Here is a 17,516-nt window from a genome sequence, read left to right as displayed (position 1 = left end):
CCGCCACTGAGTCCACAACCAGCACATCAATCGCGCCCGAGCGCACCAGCGCTTCCGTAATTTCCAACGCCTGCTCGCCCGAGTCCGGCTGCGAGACAAGCAGATTGTCCACATCCACGCCCAGCTTCTTCGCATAGCCCGGGTCAAGCGCGTGCTCAGCGTCCACAAAGGCCGCCAGCCCGCCCATCCGCTGCGCCTCGGCAATAATCTGCAGCGTAATCGTCGTCTTGCCTGAAGACTCAGGCCCGTAAATCTCAATCACGCGGCCACGGGGAATCCCGCCCACGCCCAGCGCCGCGTCAAAGCTGATGCTGCCCGTCGAGATAACGGAAATCGGAATCAGCGCCTCGCGCGAGCCAAGCCGCACGATCGACCCTTTGCCGAACTGTTTTTCTATTTGTGAGAGTGCTAGTTCTACTGCTTTTGCGCGGTCGTCGGCAATGGCCATGGGGGATATCTCCTTCTGCGTTCCTTAACTCAGAATAGTGGTTCCGGGCCCGGTTCGCACACCAAGATTTGCACAGCAGGTTGGCGCGCAAGACACCCGGCAGGCGCCCGGATAGAACCCGCGCGCAAAACGCCATTCGCGGCTCCGCGCAACGCACGAGCACCCATCCTGCCTTCACTTTTCCGGTGCATTTGGCTCAAATTGTAGCAGCAAACGGATTCCGCCCATCGCCCCGGCGGCTACAATTTCCGCGTATTTGCATCTTTTAGCCAGCCAGTCCGTCTCTTGCCTTAGGCCGGCTAATTCGGCTTGCAGCCCAGAGCAAGCCCAGAGCAAGCCCAGAGCAGGCCCATCAGGAGGAAAAAGTGCGTTCTCTCCGCTCCATCTCATCGCTTTTCCTGTCAGTCATTTGCCTGCTGGTTCTTCCCGTCCCGCCTGCGCCCGCCCAACAGCCCGCCGCAACGCCCGCTGCAACCGGCCCCGACAAAATCACCCTCGACGTCTTCGCCTCAGACAAGCTCGGCCACGCCGTCCGCGGCCTCACGCAGCAGGATTTCACCATCCTCGACAACGGCAAGCCTCAGCCCATCGTCTCCTGGCGCGCCGTCGATGCGGAAACCTCTCCGCAAGCCGTCAGCGTCCTTCTCGTCATCGATGAAATCAATATCCCCGTCACGGTTGTTGCCCGCATCCGCGAGCAGCTCAACGAGTACTTCAACCAGGACGGCGGCAAGCTCGGCCATCCCACCTCCCTCGCCGTCATGACAGAAACAGGCGTGAAGCTGGCGCAGGGTTACTCGCAGGACGGCCATCTACTCAACGACGTGCTGGCAAAGGCCCAAACCCAAATCCGCCCCGTTGGCCGCGACGCGGGTTTTTACGGCGCAGCCGAACGGCTCATGGACTCTCTTCGCGCCCTCGACCAGATTGCGCTCCAGCAGAAACGCGTCCCGGGCCGCAAGCTGATTATCGTTCTCGGCCCCGGCTGGCCCATGCTCGCCCAGGCCGGCGTGCAGGAGAGCACCAAGCAGCGCGAATGGGCCTTCGGCACGCTTGTGCAGTTGACCAACACGCTGCGCGAAGCCCACGCCGCGCTTTACAGCATCAACCCGTTTATCGTCGGCAGCACGGATCCATTCTTCTACCAGGCCTATCGCAAGCCGGTAAAGAAGGTTGAACAGGCCGAATACCCCTACCTTGCCCTGCAGGTGCTGGCCGAGCACTCCGGAGGCCGCGCCCTCGTGGCCGGGAATGACATCGTCGGCGCCATCAACTCCGTCCTGCACGATGCCGGAACCTACTACCAGCTAGCCTTTGAAGCTGCTCCCGGCGGCAAGCCCAATGAGTACCATGAGCTCCGCGTGCAGGCCGCTCACCCTGACGCCAGCATCCGCACCAACGTCAGCTACTATGCCCAGCCGCAGCCCCCGGGAGCCAAAACCACTCCACCGGACAAGGCTCCCGAGCCGTAATTATTTAAGCGTTATAAGCGCCAATCCGCGTTTCACGGGCCGTCAGCGCATCGCACTGGCGGTCCAGCGCTTCATAGGCCGCATCGTGCTCCTTGCGAAAGGCGCGAAACGCCTCTTCGCTCGTCCAGCGGTCAATCGTCAGGTAGCTGGCCGGCACATAAGCATCATGCAGCAGTTCCGTCCCCTGGTACTCCGGCGACAAGCGAAAGAGCTGCGACCACACGCCCTCCGAGCCATAAGCAGCTTCAAAAGCGGCAACATTCTCCTCAGCAACCTCAAACTGCCAGACAACGATAAACATGTTCCGATGGTATCGCAGGCAGGTTAACGCATTGTTGAGGCATTGGCTTACGTACTGAGCTAAACGGTTCGTACAGGTTTTTTCGGGCAATCGTGGAATTGGGTATACCATGGCGGCATATAGATAAAGAGGGAGAAGAAGATGTCATTTCCAGCCGTTCTTCAAGCAGGCAGACAATCCGCCGCACTGCCGCCTGGTCGTAACCCATCCGCGCCCCCTGTCTATCGCCCAGCGCCGCAAGCAAGTGCGCAGAGAAAGATCGCAACGGGACCGCCGCCGGTTTATCGGCCAATGCTGCAGCCAAATACTCCAGTGAAGGCAGCAATGGCTCCTCCTGTCTATCGGCCAGGAGTTCAGGTGATGCGTAAAGCCGTGCAGAATAATCAGGGACTGCCTCTGCGGCAAATAAAAGGGACGGCGACGGGCTTGCCGGCAGTTGCCAACAGGCCAGGAGCTACGATTCAGCGAACTGCGGCAACTGATTTAGCGGAAGCGCTCCAGAATTTCAATTATCTCCAGGCTGAGATGAATCGTGCGCATGCCTCTGCTATTGCAGTACACACTGCATACACAAATGAACCGGCAGGCGCTACCAAAGATAACGCTGCCTCAGGTTTTCTGGATTTCAGCTTGAAGTACATCGATCAAGTTGACGCGCGTAACACAGAGCTTTTTGAAGTAGAACGGCTGTTGAACAAGATTGGCGCTAAGCGGCGTGTTGCCATCATGTCAGCCAATGACAATACGGATGCGGATATCAGCTATATAAATTCACGCGGCCAGACTACGGTGAAAGAGATCAAAACAGTAAATTCAGCAAATGTCGGCACTGTCACCAGCCGAATCGTATCCGCTGACGGGCAGTTGGGAAATCGCGTAGCCGAAACCCGTAAAATCCTTGTAAATATAGCGAATGTAAACAATCGTTGGCCAGGGGTGCATGCCTATGGCAACATTCATACGGACCAACAATTCCGGGCAACGGTTCGCGGTGCCATGCCTGACTTGGCTAATGCGGATAAAGTTGCGATTAACGGAGTTCAAGTAAATACGATTCGCGGTGGCCCAGGCGCGCTTGATATCAAAATGAAGGTATACGGAAACGGCAAGGTGCACAGCGTCACATTCTAGCGCAGCATTCAGATGTCTTTGATGGGTAGGGTATCCCAAGCCTTTTTGGCGAGCTTTGGGATACCTCGACCGTTCGCTTTCCTGCTCTGTGCTTCGCCAGAATTGCTGCTCCCCTCTCAAACTCTTATCTACACCCGCAGCTAAATCCCAAAATATTTTCCCCAACTCCTAAAATCTTAGTTGACAAGCTTTCTCCACAGGCTTAAAGTCCTAATTCATTAGGAGAAAGCATGACCAGGAAGCCCGACAAAGCCGCATTCACAAAGCTTGAGCTGAAAATCATGCAGGTGCTGTGGAGGCGCGGCAGCAGCACGGTAAGCGCCGTGCAGGCGGAGCTCGATCCTCCGCTGGCCTACACCACCGTGCAGACGATGCTGAACATCCTGGAGCGCAAGGGCAAGCTCCGCCGCGAGCTTGAAGGCCGCGCGTATCTCTACACGCCCAAAGTCACGGAAGCCAAAGCGCTGGGCCACAGCGTGCGCGACCTGGTGGACCGCATGTTCGGCGGCTCCAGCGAAGAGCTGGTAATGAGCCTGCTCAAAAGCAAGCAGCTCGACGCAAAAAAGCTGGCCGAACTAACCAAGCGATTCCATCAGGAAGAAGGAGGCGAATCATGACAAGCCTCGCCGCCGCAATCGAATCCGGCATCCTCTCCTACCTTCTCAACTCGCTCTGGCAAATCCCCGTGCTCTTCGCCGCCGGATGGCTGGCCGTGCGCCTGCTGCGTCCCATCAGCGCCCGTGCCGAGCACCGCGCATGGGTCAGCGTTCTTGTACTGCAGGCCGTATTGCCCGCATGCCCCGCGCTGCCATACGCATGGCTGCGCACACACTTGTTCGCGGCCAGCACAACCGGCCCCGAAGAAGGCCGCGTCTCAATCGTCATGGGTCCCGGCGCCGCATGGAACGCGCTCTCCCTGCCCACGCAACTGCTCGCCATCATCACCATTCTCTACATCGCCGTATGCGCTTATTTCGTAGCGCGTTTCCTCTGGAGATGGTGGAAGCTCCACACCATCCGCAACGAAGCCACAGCCATCACGCTCACAGCCGAAGCCGCTCTCTGCTGGACGCAGTGCGCCGAAAAATTCCGCGTCAAAGCCGCATCCATCGCTGCCTCTCCGCGCATCTTCGGCCCGGTAACCATGGGCATAGCGCACAAGCTGGTGCTGCTGCCGGAAGGAATGCTCGCCAGCCTCACAGAAGCGGAGATGCAAACCATCCTCGCGCATGAGTTCGCGCACATCCGCCGCAATGACTTCTTCAAAAACGCAATCTACGAACTGCTCTCGCTGCCCGTGAGCTACCACCCGCTCTTCCGGCTCACCCGCGAACGCATCATGGAAAGCCGCGAGATGGTCTGCGACCAGATGGCGGCGGAAATCGGCGGCCGCAACCAATACGCACGCTCCCTGCTCAAGCTCGCCTCGCTGCTTGTCGAGGGAAGGCCCGCAAGAACTGCTCACGCCATCGGAATCTTCGATGCCAACCTGTTTGAAAGGAGACTTATGAAGCTGACCACAAAGCAAACGGAGATTCGTGGCATGCGCCGGCTGGCCATCATGGCCACGTGCGCAGTGTTAGGCATAGCAACCTGCATGGGAGTCCTCAGCCTCACCATGCACGTCAACGCACAGGCCGCAAAAGACTCAGGCATCCACGTCAAATCCCCCGGCGTGCTCAGCGTCTCTGCCGAAAAGATGCAGAACAATGTGCTGAACAAGGTTCCACCTAAGTATCCCGAAGATGCGAAGAAGAAAAAGATACAAGGCACAGTCGTGCTGCACGCAGTCATCAGCAAGGACGGAACCGTGAAGGAAGTGCAACCAATCTCAGGCCCAAAGGTGCTTCGCCAACCTTCCGTCGATGCAGTCAAGCAGTGGACCTACAAGCCCTTTCTGTTGAATGGAAACCCTGTCGTAGTAGATACAAGCGTCAACATCATCTACTCCCTCACAAAGTAGATTGCCGGACCTTCCAACAAGCGCCGTGCCCCATCCTTGCGACTTTTTTCTGTCGCAAGGGTGGGAGACCAATACCGCCCGTTTCCCTAGTCCTTCCCCCGCACCAGCGCCTCCGCAAAATGCCGCGCCTCGCGATGTCCCAACTGCGCAATCTGCTCCCGGCAACTGAACCCATCCGCAACCACAATCGTCTCTGCCGAAGCCGCATCCACGGCAGGCAACAACCCAAGCCCTGCAATCGTCTTCGAGACCTCAAACTTATCCGCCTCAAACCCAAACGGCCCCGCCATCCCGCAGCAAGTCGTCTCAATTGGCTCCACCGTAGCCCCAGCCCTCCGCAGCAAATCAATCTCTTTAGAAGGCCCGCCAAAAACAGCCTTGTGATGGCAGTGCCCATGAATCAGCACGCGCTTGCCCTCAAGCCGACCCGCAACAGAGTCAGGGGCCTTCGCCGCAAGCCAGTCCGCCAGCAGCCAAACCTGCTCGCGCAGCTTCCTCGCCCGCTCATCCTTCGGAAAAAGCTCCGGCAGCTCGTCCTTAAAGACGCTCGCACAGCTCGGCTCAAGAAAGATAAATGGCAGCCCCGCATAAATCTCCGGCTCCATCTGCTCCAGCACATCGGCAAGATACTTCTTCGCCTCGCCCAGCAGCCCAAAGTCATACAGCGGACGCCCGCAGCACATGTGGTTATACGGTGTCAGCACATGAAAGCCTGCCTCCGTCAGCAGCGTCTCCGCCGCGCCCAGCGTCTGCGGATGGTAATAGTTGTTCCACGTATCCGCCCACAGCACCACCTCCACCGCAGGCGAGTTCACATCGCATCCTTTGAATGGCCGCTTGTACGTATAAGGCCGCGCCGCCAACTGCGGAAACTCGCGCTCCTTCGCAACACCCACAATCCGCTTGATAAGCGAACCCGTAACCGCCCCATTCAAAATCCGATTCGTAAACTCAGGCGCAATCGACCCCCACTTCGCCAGCTTGTCCGCAAAGCCAAAAACATAGTGATGCAGCGGATGTGGCTTGCCCTTGTACCTCTGCGCCAGGAACTCGCTCTTGTACTGCGCCATGTCCACCTGCACCGGGCACTCCGTCTTGCAAGCCTTGCAGCTCAGGCAAAGGTCCAGCGCATTCTCAACCGACTCTGAACCAAATCCCTCCGCCCGCAAATCCCCCGCCAGCATCTCCCACAACAGCCGCGCCCGTCCACGCGTCGAGTGCTGTTCCTCGCCCGTAGCGCGATAACTCGGACACATCACCCCGCCGCTCGTCTTGCGGCAAGCGCCCACACCTACGCAGCGCTCCGTAGCCCGCTCCATCGAGCCGCCATCCTTCGCAAACGCAAAATGCGAATTCACATGCGTATGCCCCTGCCCCAACCCATGCCGCAAATTCTCAACCGGGTCATACACGCGCACCGCATCCACCAGCTTGCCGGGATTCATTCTGTTCTGCGGGTCCCACAGCGCCTTGAACTCGCGAAAAGCCCCCATCAGCTCCGGCCCAAACATCTTCGGCAACAACGCCGCCCGAGCCTGCCCGTCCCCATGCTCACCGCTCAGCGACCCGCCAAAACTCAACACCAAATCCGCTGCGCGATCTAAAAACTCGCGAAAGTTCTTAATCCCCTCCGCCGTATGGAAATCGAAGTTGATCCGAAGATGCACGCACCCTTGCCCATAGTGCCCGTACAGCGCGCTGCGATACCCATACTCCGCCATCAGAGCCGTCAGCCTGCGCAGATACTGCCCCAAATGCTCCGGCGGAATCCCCGCATCCTCCCAGCCTTCCCAACCCTCCGGCTCGCCGGGAACAAACACCGTCGCGCCCAGTGCAGACTCACGCACCGCCCACACGCGCTTCGCCTCTTCCGCGTCATAGATGCGCACCGCAGGCGCCACAGGCCACTGCTGCGCCGCACGAGCCAGCGCCTCCGCCTGTGCCTGGGCCTCTTCCGCACTCCAGGCGCCCATCTCAACAAGCAGAAACCCACCACCCTCCGGCAGCAGCTTCACATTCTCAACCGCAAGATTCTTCCGCCGCATAAAACTCATCAGCAGATCGTCCATGCCCTCCAGCCCAATCGGCTTATGCTCCAGCGCCAGCGGCACTGCATCGGCAGCCTGGAAGGCATCCGGAAATCCCAGCGCCGTCAGCACACGATACGGCGGGCTCGCAACAAGGTTCAGCGTAGCGCCGACAATGCTCGCGCAAGTCCCCTCCGACCCAATCAGCGCCCGCGCCACATGAAAGCCGTTCTCCGGCAGCAGCTCGTCAAGGTTGTAGCCAGAAACCCGCCGCGGTATCCGCGGATACTTCGCCCGAATCAGCTCTGCATAGCGGTCGCGAATCCGCGCCAGCCCCGTATAAATCTCCCCCACACGTCCGCCGCCGCGAATCTTCGCCGCCAGCTCCTCGTCACTCGTCTTGCCAACCGTCAGCCGCGTGCCGTCATACAGCACAACGTCGAGCGCCTCCACGTTATCGGAGACTTTCCCGCCCAGCAGCCCATGCACGCCGCAACTGTTGTTGCCCATCATGCCGCCCAGCGTGCAGCGGCTGTGCGTCGCCGGGTCCGGCGCATACGTCAGGTGATATTCCTCCGCCGCCTCGCGCAATCGATCCAGCACAATCCCCGGCTGCACCACGGCAAGCTTCGCAGCAGCATCAATCGACCCAAGCCCATTCATGTACTTCGAGTAATCAAAAACCACGGCCACATTCGCGCACTGTCCCGCAAGGCTCGTGCCCGCGCCACGCGGCAAAATCGCAGCACCCACGGCGCGGCAGGCAGCAACCGCCGCCTCCACATCCGCCGCATCGCGCGGCAGAATCACACCCACCGGAAGCTGCCTGTAGTTGGAAGCATCCGCCGCATACAGCGCCCGCGAGCCCAAATCAAAGCGCACGTCACCGCGCAGCGTTGCTTTCAGCCGCGCTTCCAGCTCACGATGCGCGTCAAATTTTTCATGCTCAAGCGGAGCCTGCTGTCCGAGGATTGCAAAGGTCGAGGTAGTCACACAGGAATGTTAGCGCTTCCGGCGCCGGGAGGTCGCTGCGTCATTACAACTTACTCAATCTCAACCAAAAAGATTGGCTCCCCTCACCAGCTCAATCAGCACATCGGAGATTGAGTGCTCATCGAGAAACCCTATATCGATAACGAGAGGCGCGTTTTCGGTACCACTCTAATGCGGCTTCGACCTATCTTCGGCGCGGGGAGCCGATACCTCTGAGGATGAGATCGATCCCGGCGAGAAAATCCTTTCGGTCGTCGTGAGCGCGCATCTGTGCTGCCAGGCTGCGCGCAAACGGGTACTCCTCCGGATCGAGTTGCGACCACACAGTCGATACCGCCTCCAGGACGTCGGATCTGTCGAAGCCTTGCGTCCGGGCGAGCTGCCCGTTGGCTGCATTCCTCCCAGCGACGCCGAGGATATAGTTCAGCAACGCAGATACAGTTATCCAGTGTTCTTTCTTCGGCACGCCGAGGGCTTGAATCTGCTGGCCAATGCGCTCCACGATGCGCACCATCGGCGACTGCTCCAGGGCGCGTGTGAGCGCCGAGCCAACCCACGGATGCGCGTCGATGGCGTCAAACATCGCCAGGGCCAACAGGCGAATGGTCGCATGTGGCGTCGTGACGCGCGTGACCGAAGCCAGCGGTGCGTTCATGGTGCTGGCGATGATGGCATCGCATGCGGCGGTCAGCAGATCGCTCTTGTTGGCGATGTGCCAGTAAATAGCGCCGGGACCGGTGGCGAGCCGTTCGGACAGCGCGCGAAACGTCAGACCCTCTTCTCCGCTGCCATCCAAAAGCTCGATCGACGCTTCAATGATTTGCTCCCGTGAGAGCGATTCTTCTCGTCGTTGGCTGCTACTCGTCTTCTTGCCGCGCGTTTTTTGAACCATACCTCATTTTGACATACATGGAACGTCATTCCATAATAATGGAATATCGTTCCATAGTCACCGAAAAATACGCGGCAACCTCGAATCAGGAAGGAATCATGAGGAATACTCCAATCACAATCATCGGTGGCGGGCTAGGCGGCCTGACACTTGCGCGCGTCCTTCACGTTCACGGCATTGCCGCGACAGTCTACGAAGCGGAAGCTTCGGCCGACGCGCGCGGACAAGGTGGCTTGCTCGATATCCACGAATACAACGGGCAGCTCGCACTCAAGGCAGCGGGACTCTTTGAAGAATTCCGCAAGCTCATCCAGGCTGAGGCTGAGTCACAGTACGTTCTCGACAGGGACGCCAACGTACTTCTGTACCAGCCGGACAAGGGCAACGGCGGTCGACCTGAGGTGCCCCGCGGAAACCTTCGTCGCATTCTGCTGGAATCCCTTCCTGCCGGCACAGTCCGCTGGGGGCACAAGGTCACAGCAGTCTCTTCCCTCGGCCGTGGGAGGCACGAGGTGACCTTCGCAAATGGATCGACAGTGACGACCGACGTCCTCGTGGGAGCGGACGGAGCGTGGTCCAGAGTGCGTCCGCTCCTCTCCGACGCGAAACCGGCGTATGTCGGCACCGCTTTCATCGAGACCTTCCTTTTCGACTGCGAAGCACGTCACAAGGCAAGTGCGGAAGCAGTTGGCAGGGGCACGATGATGGCGCTTGCGCCAGGCAAAGGCATCATGGCACACCGCGAGGCCAAGGCCACGCTGCACGCGTACGTGGCACTCAACAAGCCGGAGGGCTGGATCGCCAGCATCGACTTCTCCGACCCGGTAGCTACCCTGGCACGCGTCGCCGCGGAATTTGACGGATGGGCCCCCGCGTTGACAGCACTTCTCACCGCCACGGAAACCGATCCCGTACTTCGCCCTATCTATGCGCTTCCGATCGAACACAGATGGAACCGCGTGCCCGGTGTGACACTGATCGGCGATGCAGCGCACCTGATGTCACCGTTCGCTGGCGAAGGAGCCAATCTAGCGATGTACGACGGCGCGGAACTCGGGAAGGCTATAGCCGCTCACCCCGGTGATATTGAAGCTGCGCTCATCGCATATGAAAAAGACCTTTTCCCTCGCAGCGCGTCCGCGGCTGTGGAGGCAAACCGGAACATCAAGCTGTTCTTCGACGAAAACTCGCCTCAGAGCGTGGTTGATTTGTTTACCAGTTACCAGCCCGTCAAGTAACATCCGTTCTTTATCTTCACGTTCCGGCGATTGGCCAACCAAAAAGCTTCCATGCTCAAGCAGCGGCATCTGGTCGGAGATGGCAAACGTTGAGGAGGTCATACAGGAATGGCAGTGCCTCGGCGCGGCCAGCAAAGGATGACCGTCACAGGAAAGAGTATGTAGACCCAAACCGACGAGATCCGGTGCGAAATATCCCCGTAACGATGCAGTCCACTCGCACCAAAGAACTCGCAAATCACCCACGAAGTAAGCAGAAGAAGAAATACCTGTCCGAGTCTGGAGTTCGGAAAGAAAAGCCGCATCGCGTCCGGAAGAATCCTCGCAAAGAAGTGCACCACAGCGATGCAAAAGGGGATACCCAGCACAATCGCAATCCACCAGGGCGAGATGTTCAGGCCGCGTTCCACAGTAGCCATATCTGCGTGCGTCGTAAAGGTGCGGTTCGGCACGTAGGAGATGAAATTGCCCACGCACATTATGCAGAGAAGGAACCAGAAAAACGCGGCGATTCTTCTGCCGTGGATTTTGGATTTGGAATAGAAATATCTCGACAGCACATAGAACAAACCATTGCCAAACAACACACCGGCAACAGCAATTAGCGCGGCTAAAAAGCCATGACCAGCCTGAAAGATGGGGTCATAATCGACATTCTCGTCAATGTCGTTGAGATAGAGAATGTTATCCCACGTAAGGCCTCCGTAATTGAGAGCCAGCGGGTTTGCCTTGCAGCGCAGCGCCCACGCAACAAAGGAATGCGCATACTCATGCACAAGGTAGCCCACGGCATGCGCAAGCCACAGTAGGAAAACAAATATCAGAACGGAACCTGTGTATTTCCAAAAAGGATTGCCTTGCTTGGGCGGCATAAGAGAATTCTACGAGCAATGTTGTGGCGGCAAATCCGCCGCTGCCTGAACGGCTAGTCCTACCGCGAAGGCCACTCCTCCACCACAATCCCCATATCATTCAGCTTCTGAATCGCTGCTTCCATATTCCGCCGAATGATAGGCCGCTCCTTGCGTGCCGCCTCCGGAGACTCCGCAATCGCCACCACGCGCCCATAGCGCCAGGCGCCATCCGGCAGCGCAATCAGCGCCTTCGCCATGTCGTTCAGGTGAATCTGGATCTCCTGCTTCCGCGCCGCCTCGGGGCGCAGCATGCTGCCCTCGCCAACGGGGCTCGTATTCGCGTCCGCCATCACCACATGCAAGTCCAGGCGCTCCGCATCCACCGTCAGAAACGGATTCTTCCACTCCGCCGGATCATGCACATTCATGTAGAGGCTCTTGGTAGGCAGCGGAATATGCTGCAGCGCCGCGCGTTCCGTAGCCGACTCAGTCGCGGCCGCCTGCGCATGCAGCTCCGCATTCCTCGCATTGGCGGCAGCGCTGGCCGCCACCTTCTGCGCCGAGTGCGCCGCGTTCTGTGCCACGCCCACAACTTCCTGTTCCTGCTTGTGGCAGGCCGTGAGCGCAAACATCCCAAACCCAAGGAAAAGAGCGGTTATCGCAGTAGTTCCACCGTGCTTCACGCGCTAAGAATAGCACTTCGCGTGCGGCGGATTGCGGCTTCGCCGCCAGGTGTACCGCACGCGTCAATATATGGTTCTCCCGCTAGCCGAAAGGCACATTTTGGGAGTGGCAAGAACGGTGCCGCAGTGGCAGCCATCTCCATGCTCAGTGGGTGGTATGCTTAATAGTTTAGCTTTGCGCTTTGTCCAATCCAAAACACGGACAGGGCGCGTTGTTTTTGAGGAGTTGCCAAATGGAGCAAAGGGGGCGCAAGCACCACCAGGACCGCGTAGCCGAGACTCTGCGCGAAGAAATCGGCGCCATGATTGGAGGCGAGCTTTCAGACCCGCGCATCGCCTCGTGTCACGTCAGCGAAGTCGTGCTTAACCCCGGCGGCAAATCCGCCCGCGTCTACATCGAGCTGGACAGCAACACCCCCAACATCGACAAGGCCGAAAAAGAAACCGTCGCCGGCCTCGAAGCCGCAAAAGGCTACATCCGCTTTGAGTTAAAGGAGCGCATGGGCGTCCGCCACGTACCCGAGCTGGCCTTCTTCGCCGACCGCTCCGGCCGCCTGACCGCGCGCATTGACGAGCTGATGAGCCGTGGCCGAAAGCGGCAGAAAGCGACGGAATAGCCCCGCATGGCCAGCCTTCCCCAAAAACAGCCAGGCGACGCCTCCAGCCCCATGCCGGACTGGCCCGTAGGCTACGTCCCGTCTGAGCCCATCCCCGCTCTTCTTGACTTGCTGCAAAAAGGCGAGCGCTTCCTTGTCTGCTCCCACTCCCGCCCTGACGGCGACGCCGTAGGCTCCATGCTTGCCATGGGCATGCTCCTCAACCAGCTCGGAAAATACGCCGAGCTCGTCACCGCCGACAGCATCCCCGTCGTCTACCGCGACCTCCCCGGCGCACATGACATCCGCCTCGCCCTCCGCGTCCGCGGCCCCTACGATGCGGTAATCCTGCTCGAGTGCGACAGCCTCGACCGCTCCAAGGTCCTCGGCCTCGAACCCTTCTTCCATATCAATATCGACCACCACACCAGCGGCAAAAACTACGGCCACTGCAACTGGATCGTCCCCGAAGCCGCCAGCGTCGGCGAGCTGGTCTACCGCCTCATCAAAGCTGCAGAGGCCCAATCCACCGGCGTCCATCTTACCCCGGAAATAGCCACCTGCCTCTACACCACGCTCCTTACGGATACCGGCGGCTTCTGCTACGGCGGCACCAAAAGCTCCACCTTTGAGGTAGCTCGCGACCTCACCGCCGCCGGAGCCGACCCCATCCTCATCGCGCAAAAAATCTACTACTCCACGCCCATCTCCAAGATGCTCCTGCTCGGCGCAGCCCTCAACACCCTGCACGCCGAAAACGGCCTCGCCTGGCTCTGGGTAACCAACGCAGACGTTGCGCGCACCGCCGCCGTAGAAGAAGACCACGAAGGCATCGTGGACCACGCCATCGGCATCAGCGGCGTGCGCGCCGCCGTCTACCTCCGCGAACTCCCCGAAGGCCGCATCCGCCTCAGCCTCCGCAGCAAAGGCAACATCGACGTAGCCGCCATAGCCGAAGCCCTCGGCGGCGGCGGCCACGAAAAAGCCGCTGGCCTGACCTTGGAAGGCCCCTTAGAAAAAGCACGCGAAGAAATCCTGGCAGTGCTGAGAAAAAGCAGGGAACAAGAGAACAAGGGAACAAGGGAACAATAAAACCCGCATCCCGCACTGTTCGTTCTTCCTGTCAGCAATTTCCTCCCACCAGCAATACACCCAGTTCCCGCAACCCGCATCTCGTTCCCTCGTTCCCTTGGTCCCTCTTCCCTCGTCTGATAGCCTAGTCCCTGTCGTGGAGAGTAATCCCAACCCCTCAGTCTCCCCTCTGCAGCAACCGGCGTCTCATGAGCCAGTTGAGCCCGCCTCTCTGCGCTCCAAACTCCCCAATTGGGCCACCGTCGCGGAAGCAGCAGTCTTCCTTCTCTTCACCGTCTTTTTCCTCACCTACGGAGTCACCCCATTCCTCGGCGGCGACGGCCTCGGCCTCGTCGGCGCGGACGAGCCCCGCTACGCGCAAATTGCCCATGAAATGCTCGCCCGCTTCGACTCCGCGCATACCATCAAGGAGCGCCTCAGCGCCTGCGTAACGCCCTACCTCTACGGACGCCCCTGGCTGGAAAAGCCCGCCCTCTACTACTGGCGCGCCATGTTTGTCTTCCAGAGTGAAGGCGTCCACGACTGGTCCGCCCGCCTGCCATCCGTCAGCTTCGCCTTCATCATGGCTGGCCTCATCTATCTCCACATGCGCCGCTTCCGGCGCGGCGGCCACCTCGACGCGGCACTCATCACCGTAGCCTGTCTCGGCATCATCGGCTTCGCCCGCGGAGCCTCCACCGACATGCAAATGGCCGCCCCGCTCGCCATCGGCCTGCTCGGCTGGTACGCCTGGCTCGAAACCGGCTCCAAGTTCTGGCTCTTCGACATCTATTTCTTCACCGGCGTAGCCACCCTGGCCAAAGGCCCCGTAGCGCCGTTTCTGGACCTCGTCATCCTCGTCAGCTTCGCCGCCCTGCGCAAAGAGTGGTCCATCCTCAAAAAATCCTTCTGGTGGCCTGGCGTCCTTCTCTACTTCGCCATCGTGCTGCCGTGGTTCATCGCCGTCCAGCACCAGAACCCCACCTTCTTCCGGGAGTTCTTCCTGGAGCAGAATCTTCAGCGCTTCGCGACCAATAAGTACCAGCACATGCAGCCCTTCTGGTACTACCTGCCCGTGCTGATTCTCTCCACCATGCCGTGGACGGTCGTAGCCGTCCGCGCCTTCATCGATGGCGTGCAGACCTCCGTCGCCGAATGGCGCCTTCGCCACTCCAAAACCCCCACCCGCCGCATCCCGCAGCCCGGCGACGGCTTCCCGGAATTCCTCGTCATCTGGGCCATCGTGCCGCTCATCTTCTTCTCGCTCTCAAAGTCCAAGCTCCCCGGCTACATCCTGCCCTCCATCCCGCCCATCACCATCCTCACCGGCGACTACCTCTACCGCTGCCGCCAAAAGGGCCTCAACCGCTGGGTCCTCTTTGGCCACGCCGCCCTCACCGGAGTCGTCGTGCTCGCCGTGCTCATGCTCCCGTGGTTCGTAGCCCACGGCTCAGCCATGCCCCCGGTACACCCGCTCATCATCGGCGCCCTCACCGCCATCGGCGCGGCCCTGCTCATCGTCATCGTCGTCAACGGCTTCGGAGTAGCCCGCCTCCGCCTCGTTACCTGCGCCGTCCTGGCCGTCCTCCTCCTCTTCATGTACGGAGTAGGCCCGTTCTTCGTCATCCCCGCATGGGCAAGCACCAAGCGCGTCATCCACATGCTCGACCGCACCTACTCCGCGCGCCCCCTCGCCGACAAGCTCACCGCCTACGCGCCACCCACTGAAACCGTAGCCGTCTTCCAGGTCCGCCGAGACATGGAATACGGCCTTTCCTTCTACCGCAACCATCAAGTAGTGAACTACGAAGAGAGCGGCGTCCCTCCCGAGCAGCATTTGCTTGTAGCCCGCATCACCGGCAGCGGCGGCAAAGACCTCCACACCGCCGGCATGTTGTCTGCTTACCTCGAAGGCCGCCACTACGAAACCCTCTTCAGTTGGCCCGAACAGGGTCTGGCAGTCTATCTGGTAGGCCAGGCCGGCGCAACAGACTTCCCCACCGCCCGCTAGCCAAAAAATCCAGCCTCTCCCAATCCCACCCATCCCCCCACCCGGCCACCGGGAGGACCACAAATCTCCGTGGCGGCCAAAGGCAGCAGCCGCTGCAATCCATTGCCACAAATCGAACTCTGCGGCACAATAACCGGAAGACCTGTGCAGGAATCAGCAACATAGGGACCGACCGGGGAATCGCATGACCTCTGGAGTCAGCTACGAGATTCTCGACCTGCGGCACTTTACAGCGGCCATGCTGCGCCCGCTGTTAGAGGCCGAGGAGCGCGTATGGCGCCAGCGCCTGCATTGGGATTACCACGCCTCCGCCCGCCTGCTCATGCAGTACCTCGACAGCCACATGCTTCCCGGCTACGCCGCTCTGGAACCCAATCCAGCCGCCCGCCTGTCCGAGCTCGACCCACCCCCCAGCCACGCCGCCCCCCGCGTCGCCGCTTACTCTTTCTGCGTCTACGAGGACACCAAAGCCGTCATCGGCGACGTCTTCGCCGACCCGGCCCTGAGCCCAGCCCAGCCCGCCGTCGAGCTCGAAGAAACCCTCCTCCGTCATCTCCTCGAAACCCTGCAGCACTCCCCGCATGTAGACCGCATCGAGTCGCAACTGCTTCTCCACGGCTCCGGCTCGCATGAAGGCGTCTTCCGCGAACATGGCTTCCAGCTCTTCCCGCGTCTCTTCATGGTCCGCACGCTCGAAACGCTCTCCCCTCTGCGCGCCCAGCTTCCCACCGGGCTCGAGGTCCGCTCCTGGCGCGACGAAGACCTGACCGCCGCCAGCCGCCTCATCTGCGAGAGCTACGCCAACCACCCCGACAGCTACATCAACGACCAGTACCGCACCCAGCAGGGCTCTCTCCGCTTCCTGCACAACATCGTGCGCTACTCCGGCTGCGGAACCTTCGCCCCCGGTGTCTCGCAACTTATCGTCGAGCGCGCCACCCGCGAGCCGGTCGCGCTCCTGCTCTGCTCTCGCGTCAGCGCCCAAAGCGGCCACATCACCCAGCTCTGCGTCCGCCCGCAGGACCGCCGCCGCGGCCTTGCCCGCTTCCTGCTAGGCATCGCCGCCCAGGGCTTCCTTCGTCAGGGCATGACAGAAGTCTCCCTGACAGTCACCGAAGCCAACACTGAAGCCACCGACCTCTACCGCCGCGAAGCCTACGAGATGCGCCACACCTTCGACGCCGCCGTCTGGGAACGCCATACAAGACACTAGGTCTCACCGCTCCACTCTCAGCTCTTCCCATCTCAGCTCCCCGTCCAAGCTCTCCCACAAAAGAGGGCTGTGTCATCCTGAGCGAAGCGCATTGGGGTAGGCGGAGTGAAGGATCTGCGGTTGCCTTTTTGACTGCCACACCCCATCTCGACCCCGACTACCGGGAGGGCCACAAAATCCCCGTGGCGCGCAAAGCGCGCATCCGCTGCATGCAATGCAAAATAAATCCCAAATCTGTGGATAACTCTTGCGCTCAATTAACCCCATCTATGCCATACTCAAAATCACCAACAAGAAAGCCCGGTTCTAACGAACCGAGCTTTCTGTCTTTCCAGACCACAAAAAAGTTTTTTCGCGCTATTTTTTCTGAAAAGTAACCACTTTTCAGAAACCTGTTAACCAATCAATAAGCACCAAGTTCCGCACCTAACCAATTGATTTAAAACGCATTACGAGAAAGCCAACAGCACCGGGCGCATTAGAAACAAAAAGCAGGCCGGGGATTTATCCCCGGCAATCAAGGCCAAAAGAAAGCACTGAGGCTTTAGCCCCTGAGACATGTTTTTGAATCTCTGCGCATCAGGCAGGAGGCCCCCCTCTTGATACCGGGACTGTGAAACTGT

Annotated in this window: 15 protein-coding genes; 9 read left to right on the top strand and 6 right to left on the bottom strand. The window is 59.8% G+C overall.

Features of this window, described 5'->3' with window-relative positions:
• Window positions 1-442: ImuA'/RecA-like NTPase (locus AC5S3R_RS19630; RefSeq protein WP_494268889.1), on the bottom strand; the 442-nt coding region annotated here is incomplete at its 3' end.
• Window positions 443-813: 371 nt separating this feature from the next.
• Between AC5S3R_RS19630 and AC5S3R_RS19625 the strand changes: the two genes are divergently transcribed.
• Window positions 814-1,920 (top strand): VWA domain-containing protein, encoded by a 1,107-nt coding sequence (locus AC5S3R_RS19625; protein WP_494268888.1) that lies wholly within the window; start codon window positions 814-816, stop codon window positions 1,918-1,920.
• 4 nt (window positions 1,921-1,924) lie between these two features.
• Here the strand turns inward: AC5S3R_RS19625 and AC5S3R_RS19620 are convergent, their stop codons facing one another.
• On the bottom strand, window positions 1,925-2,221 hold the full coding sequence (locus AC5S3R_RS19620; protein ID WP_494268887.1) for an antibiotic biosynthesis monooxygenase family protein: 297 nt from the start codon (window positions 2,219-2,221) through the stop codon (window positions 1,925-1,927).
• A gap of 141 nt (window positions 2,222-2,362) precedes the next feature.
• Between AC5S3R_RS19620 and AC5S3R_RS19615 the strand changes: the two genes are divergently transcribed.
• The 3 genes from AC5S3R_RS19615 (at window position 2,363) to AC5S3R_RS19605 (ending at window position 5,315) form a co-directional block, all read left to right on the top strand.
• Entirely contained in the window at window positions 2,363-3,352 is a 990-nt protein-coding gene (locus AC5S3R_RS19615; RefSeq protein WP_494268886.1) for a hypothetical protein, read from the top strand.
• 230 nt (window positions 3,353-3,582) lie between these two features.
• Window positions 3,583-3,969: a BlaI/MecI/CopY family transcriptional regulator gene (locus AC5S3R_RS19610; protein ID WP_494268885.1), complete on the top strand. Its 387-nt coding sequence runs from the start codon at window positions 3,583-3,585 to the stop codon at window positions 3,967-3,969.
• The gene (locus tag AC5S3R_RS19605; RefSeq protein WP_494268884.1) at window positions 3,966-5,315 is read left to right on the top strand and encodes a M56 family metallopeptidase; all 1,350 of its coding nucleotides are present in this window, start codon (window positions 3,966-3,968) and stop codon (window positions 5,313-5,315) included. Before AC5S3R_RS19610 ends, AC5S3R_RS19605 begins: the two co-directional genes overlap by 4 nt.
• An 86-nt stretch (window positions 5,316-5,401) precedes the next feature.
• Here AC5S3R_RS19605 and AC5S3R_RS19600 read toward each other — a convergent pair whose 3' ends face one another.
• Together AC5S3R_RS19600 and AC5S3R_RS19595 are read right to left on the bottom strand one after the other, a co-directional pair.
• A complete protein-coding gene (locus tag AC5S3R_RS19600; protein ID WP_494268883.1) occupies window positions 5,402-8,335 on the bottom strand; it encodes an FAD-binding and (Fe-S)-binding domain-containing protein in 2,934 nt (977 codons plus the stop codon).
• Window positions 8,336-8,519: 184 nt separating this feature from the next.
• On the bottom strand, window positions 8,520-9,227 hold the full coding sequence (locus tag AC5S3R_RS19595; protein ID WP_494268882.1) for a TetR/AcrR family transcriptional regulator: 708 nt from the start codon (window positions 9,225-9,227) through the stop codon (window positions 8,520-8,522).
• Window positions 9,228-9,325: 98 nt separating this feature from the next.
• On the opposite strand from AC5S3R_RS19595, the gene AC5S3R_RS19590 reads away from it, so the two are divergent.
• Window positions 9,326-10,465: an FAD-dependent oxidoreductase gene (locus AC5S3R_RS19590; RefSeq protein WP_494268880.1), complete on the top strand. Its 1,140-nt coding sequence runs from the start codon at window positions 9,326-9,328 to the stop codon at window positions 10,463-10,465.
• A gap of 98 nt (window positions 10,466-10,563) precedes the next feature.
• Here the strand turns inward: AC5S3R_RS19590 and AC5S3R_RS19585 are convergent, their stop codons facing one another.
• Both AC5S3R_RS19585 and AC5S3R_RS19580 read right to left on the bottom strand, forming a co-directional pair.
• A complete protein-coding gene (locus tag AC5S3R_RS19585; RefSeq protein WP_494268879.1) occupies window positions 10,564-11,337 on the bottom strand; it encodes a hypothetical protein in 774 nt (257 codons plus the stop codon).
• Window positions 11,338-11,396: 59 nt separating this feature from the next.
• Window positions 11,397-11,903: a hypothetical protein gene (locus AC5S3R_RS19580; RefSeq protein ID WP_494268878.1), complete on the bottom strand. Its 507-nt coding sequence runs from the start codon at window positions 11,901-11,903 to the stop codon at window positions 11,397-11,399.
• Window positions 11,904-12,235: 332 nt separating this feature from the next.
• On the opposite strand from AC5S3R_RS19580, the gene rbfA reads away from it, so the two are divergent.
• The 4 genes from rbfA to AC5S3R_RS19560 all read left to right on the top strand — a co-directional run bounded on the left by rbfA (window position 12,236) and on the right by AC5S3R_RS19560 (window position 16,893).
• Entirely contained in the window at window positions 12,236-12,619 is a 384-nt protein-coding gene (rbfA, locus tag AC5S3R_RS19575; protein WP_494268877.1) for a 30S ribosome-binding factor RbfA, read from the top strand.
• 6 nt (window positions 12,620-12,625) lie between these two features.
• Window positions 12,626-13,690, top strand: coding sequence for a DHH family phosphoesterase (locus AC5S3R_RS19570; RefSeq protein WP_494268876.1), 1,065 nt, complete (start codon window positions 12,626-12,628; stop codon window positions 13,688-13,690).
• A 136-nt stretch (window positions 13,691-13,826) separates the two neighbouring features.
• Window positions 13,827-15,680 (top strand): glycosyltransferase family 39 protein, encoded by a 1,854-nt coding sequence (locus AC5S3R_RS19565; protein ID WP_494268875.1) that lies wholly within the window; start codon window positions 13,827-13,829, stop codon window positions 15,678-15,680.
• Between the two features lie 184 nt (window positions 15,681-15,864).
• Complete coding sequence (locus AC5S3R_RS19560; protein WP_494268874.1) at window positions 15,865-16,893, top strand: GNAT family N-acetyltransferase; 1,029 nt, start codon at window positions 15,865-15,867, stop codon at window positions 16,891-16,893.
• Window positions 16,894-17,516 lie beyond the last annotated feature (623 nt).

It is taken from the genome of Occallatibacter sp. FHG110214_02, from assembly GCF_059115385.1.
This window is presented reverse-complemented; position numbering and strand designations above follow the sequence as displayed.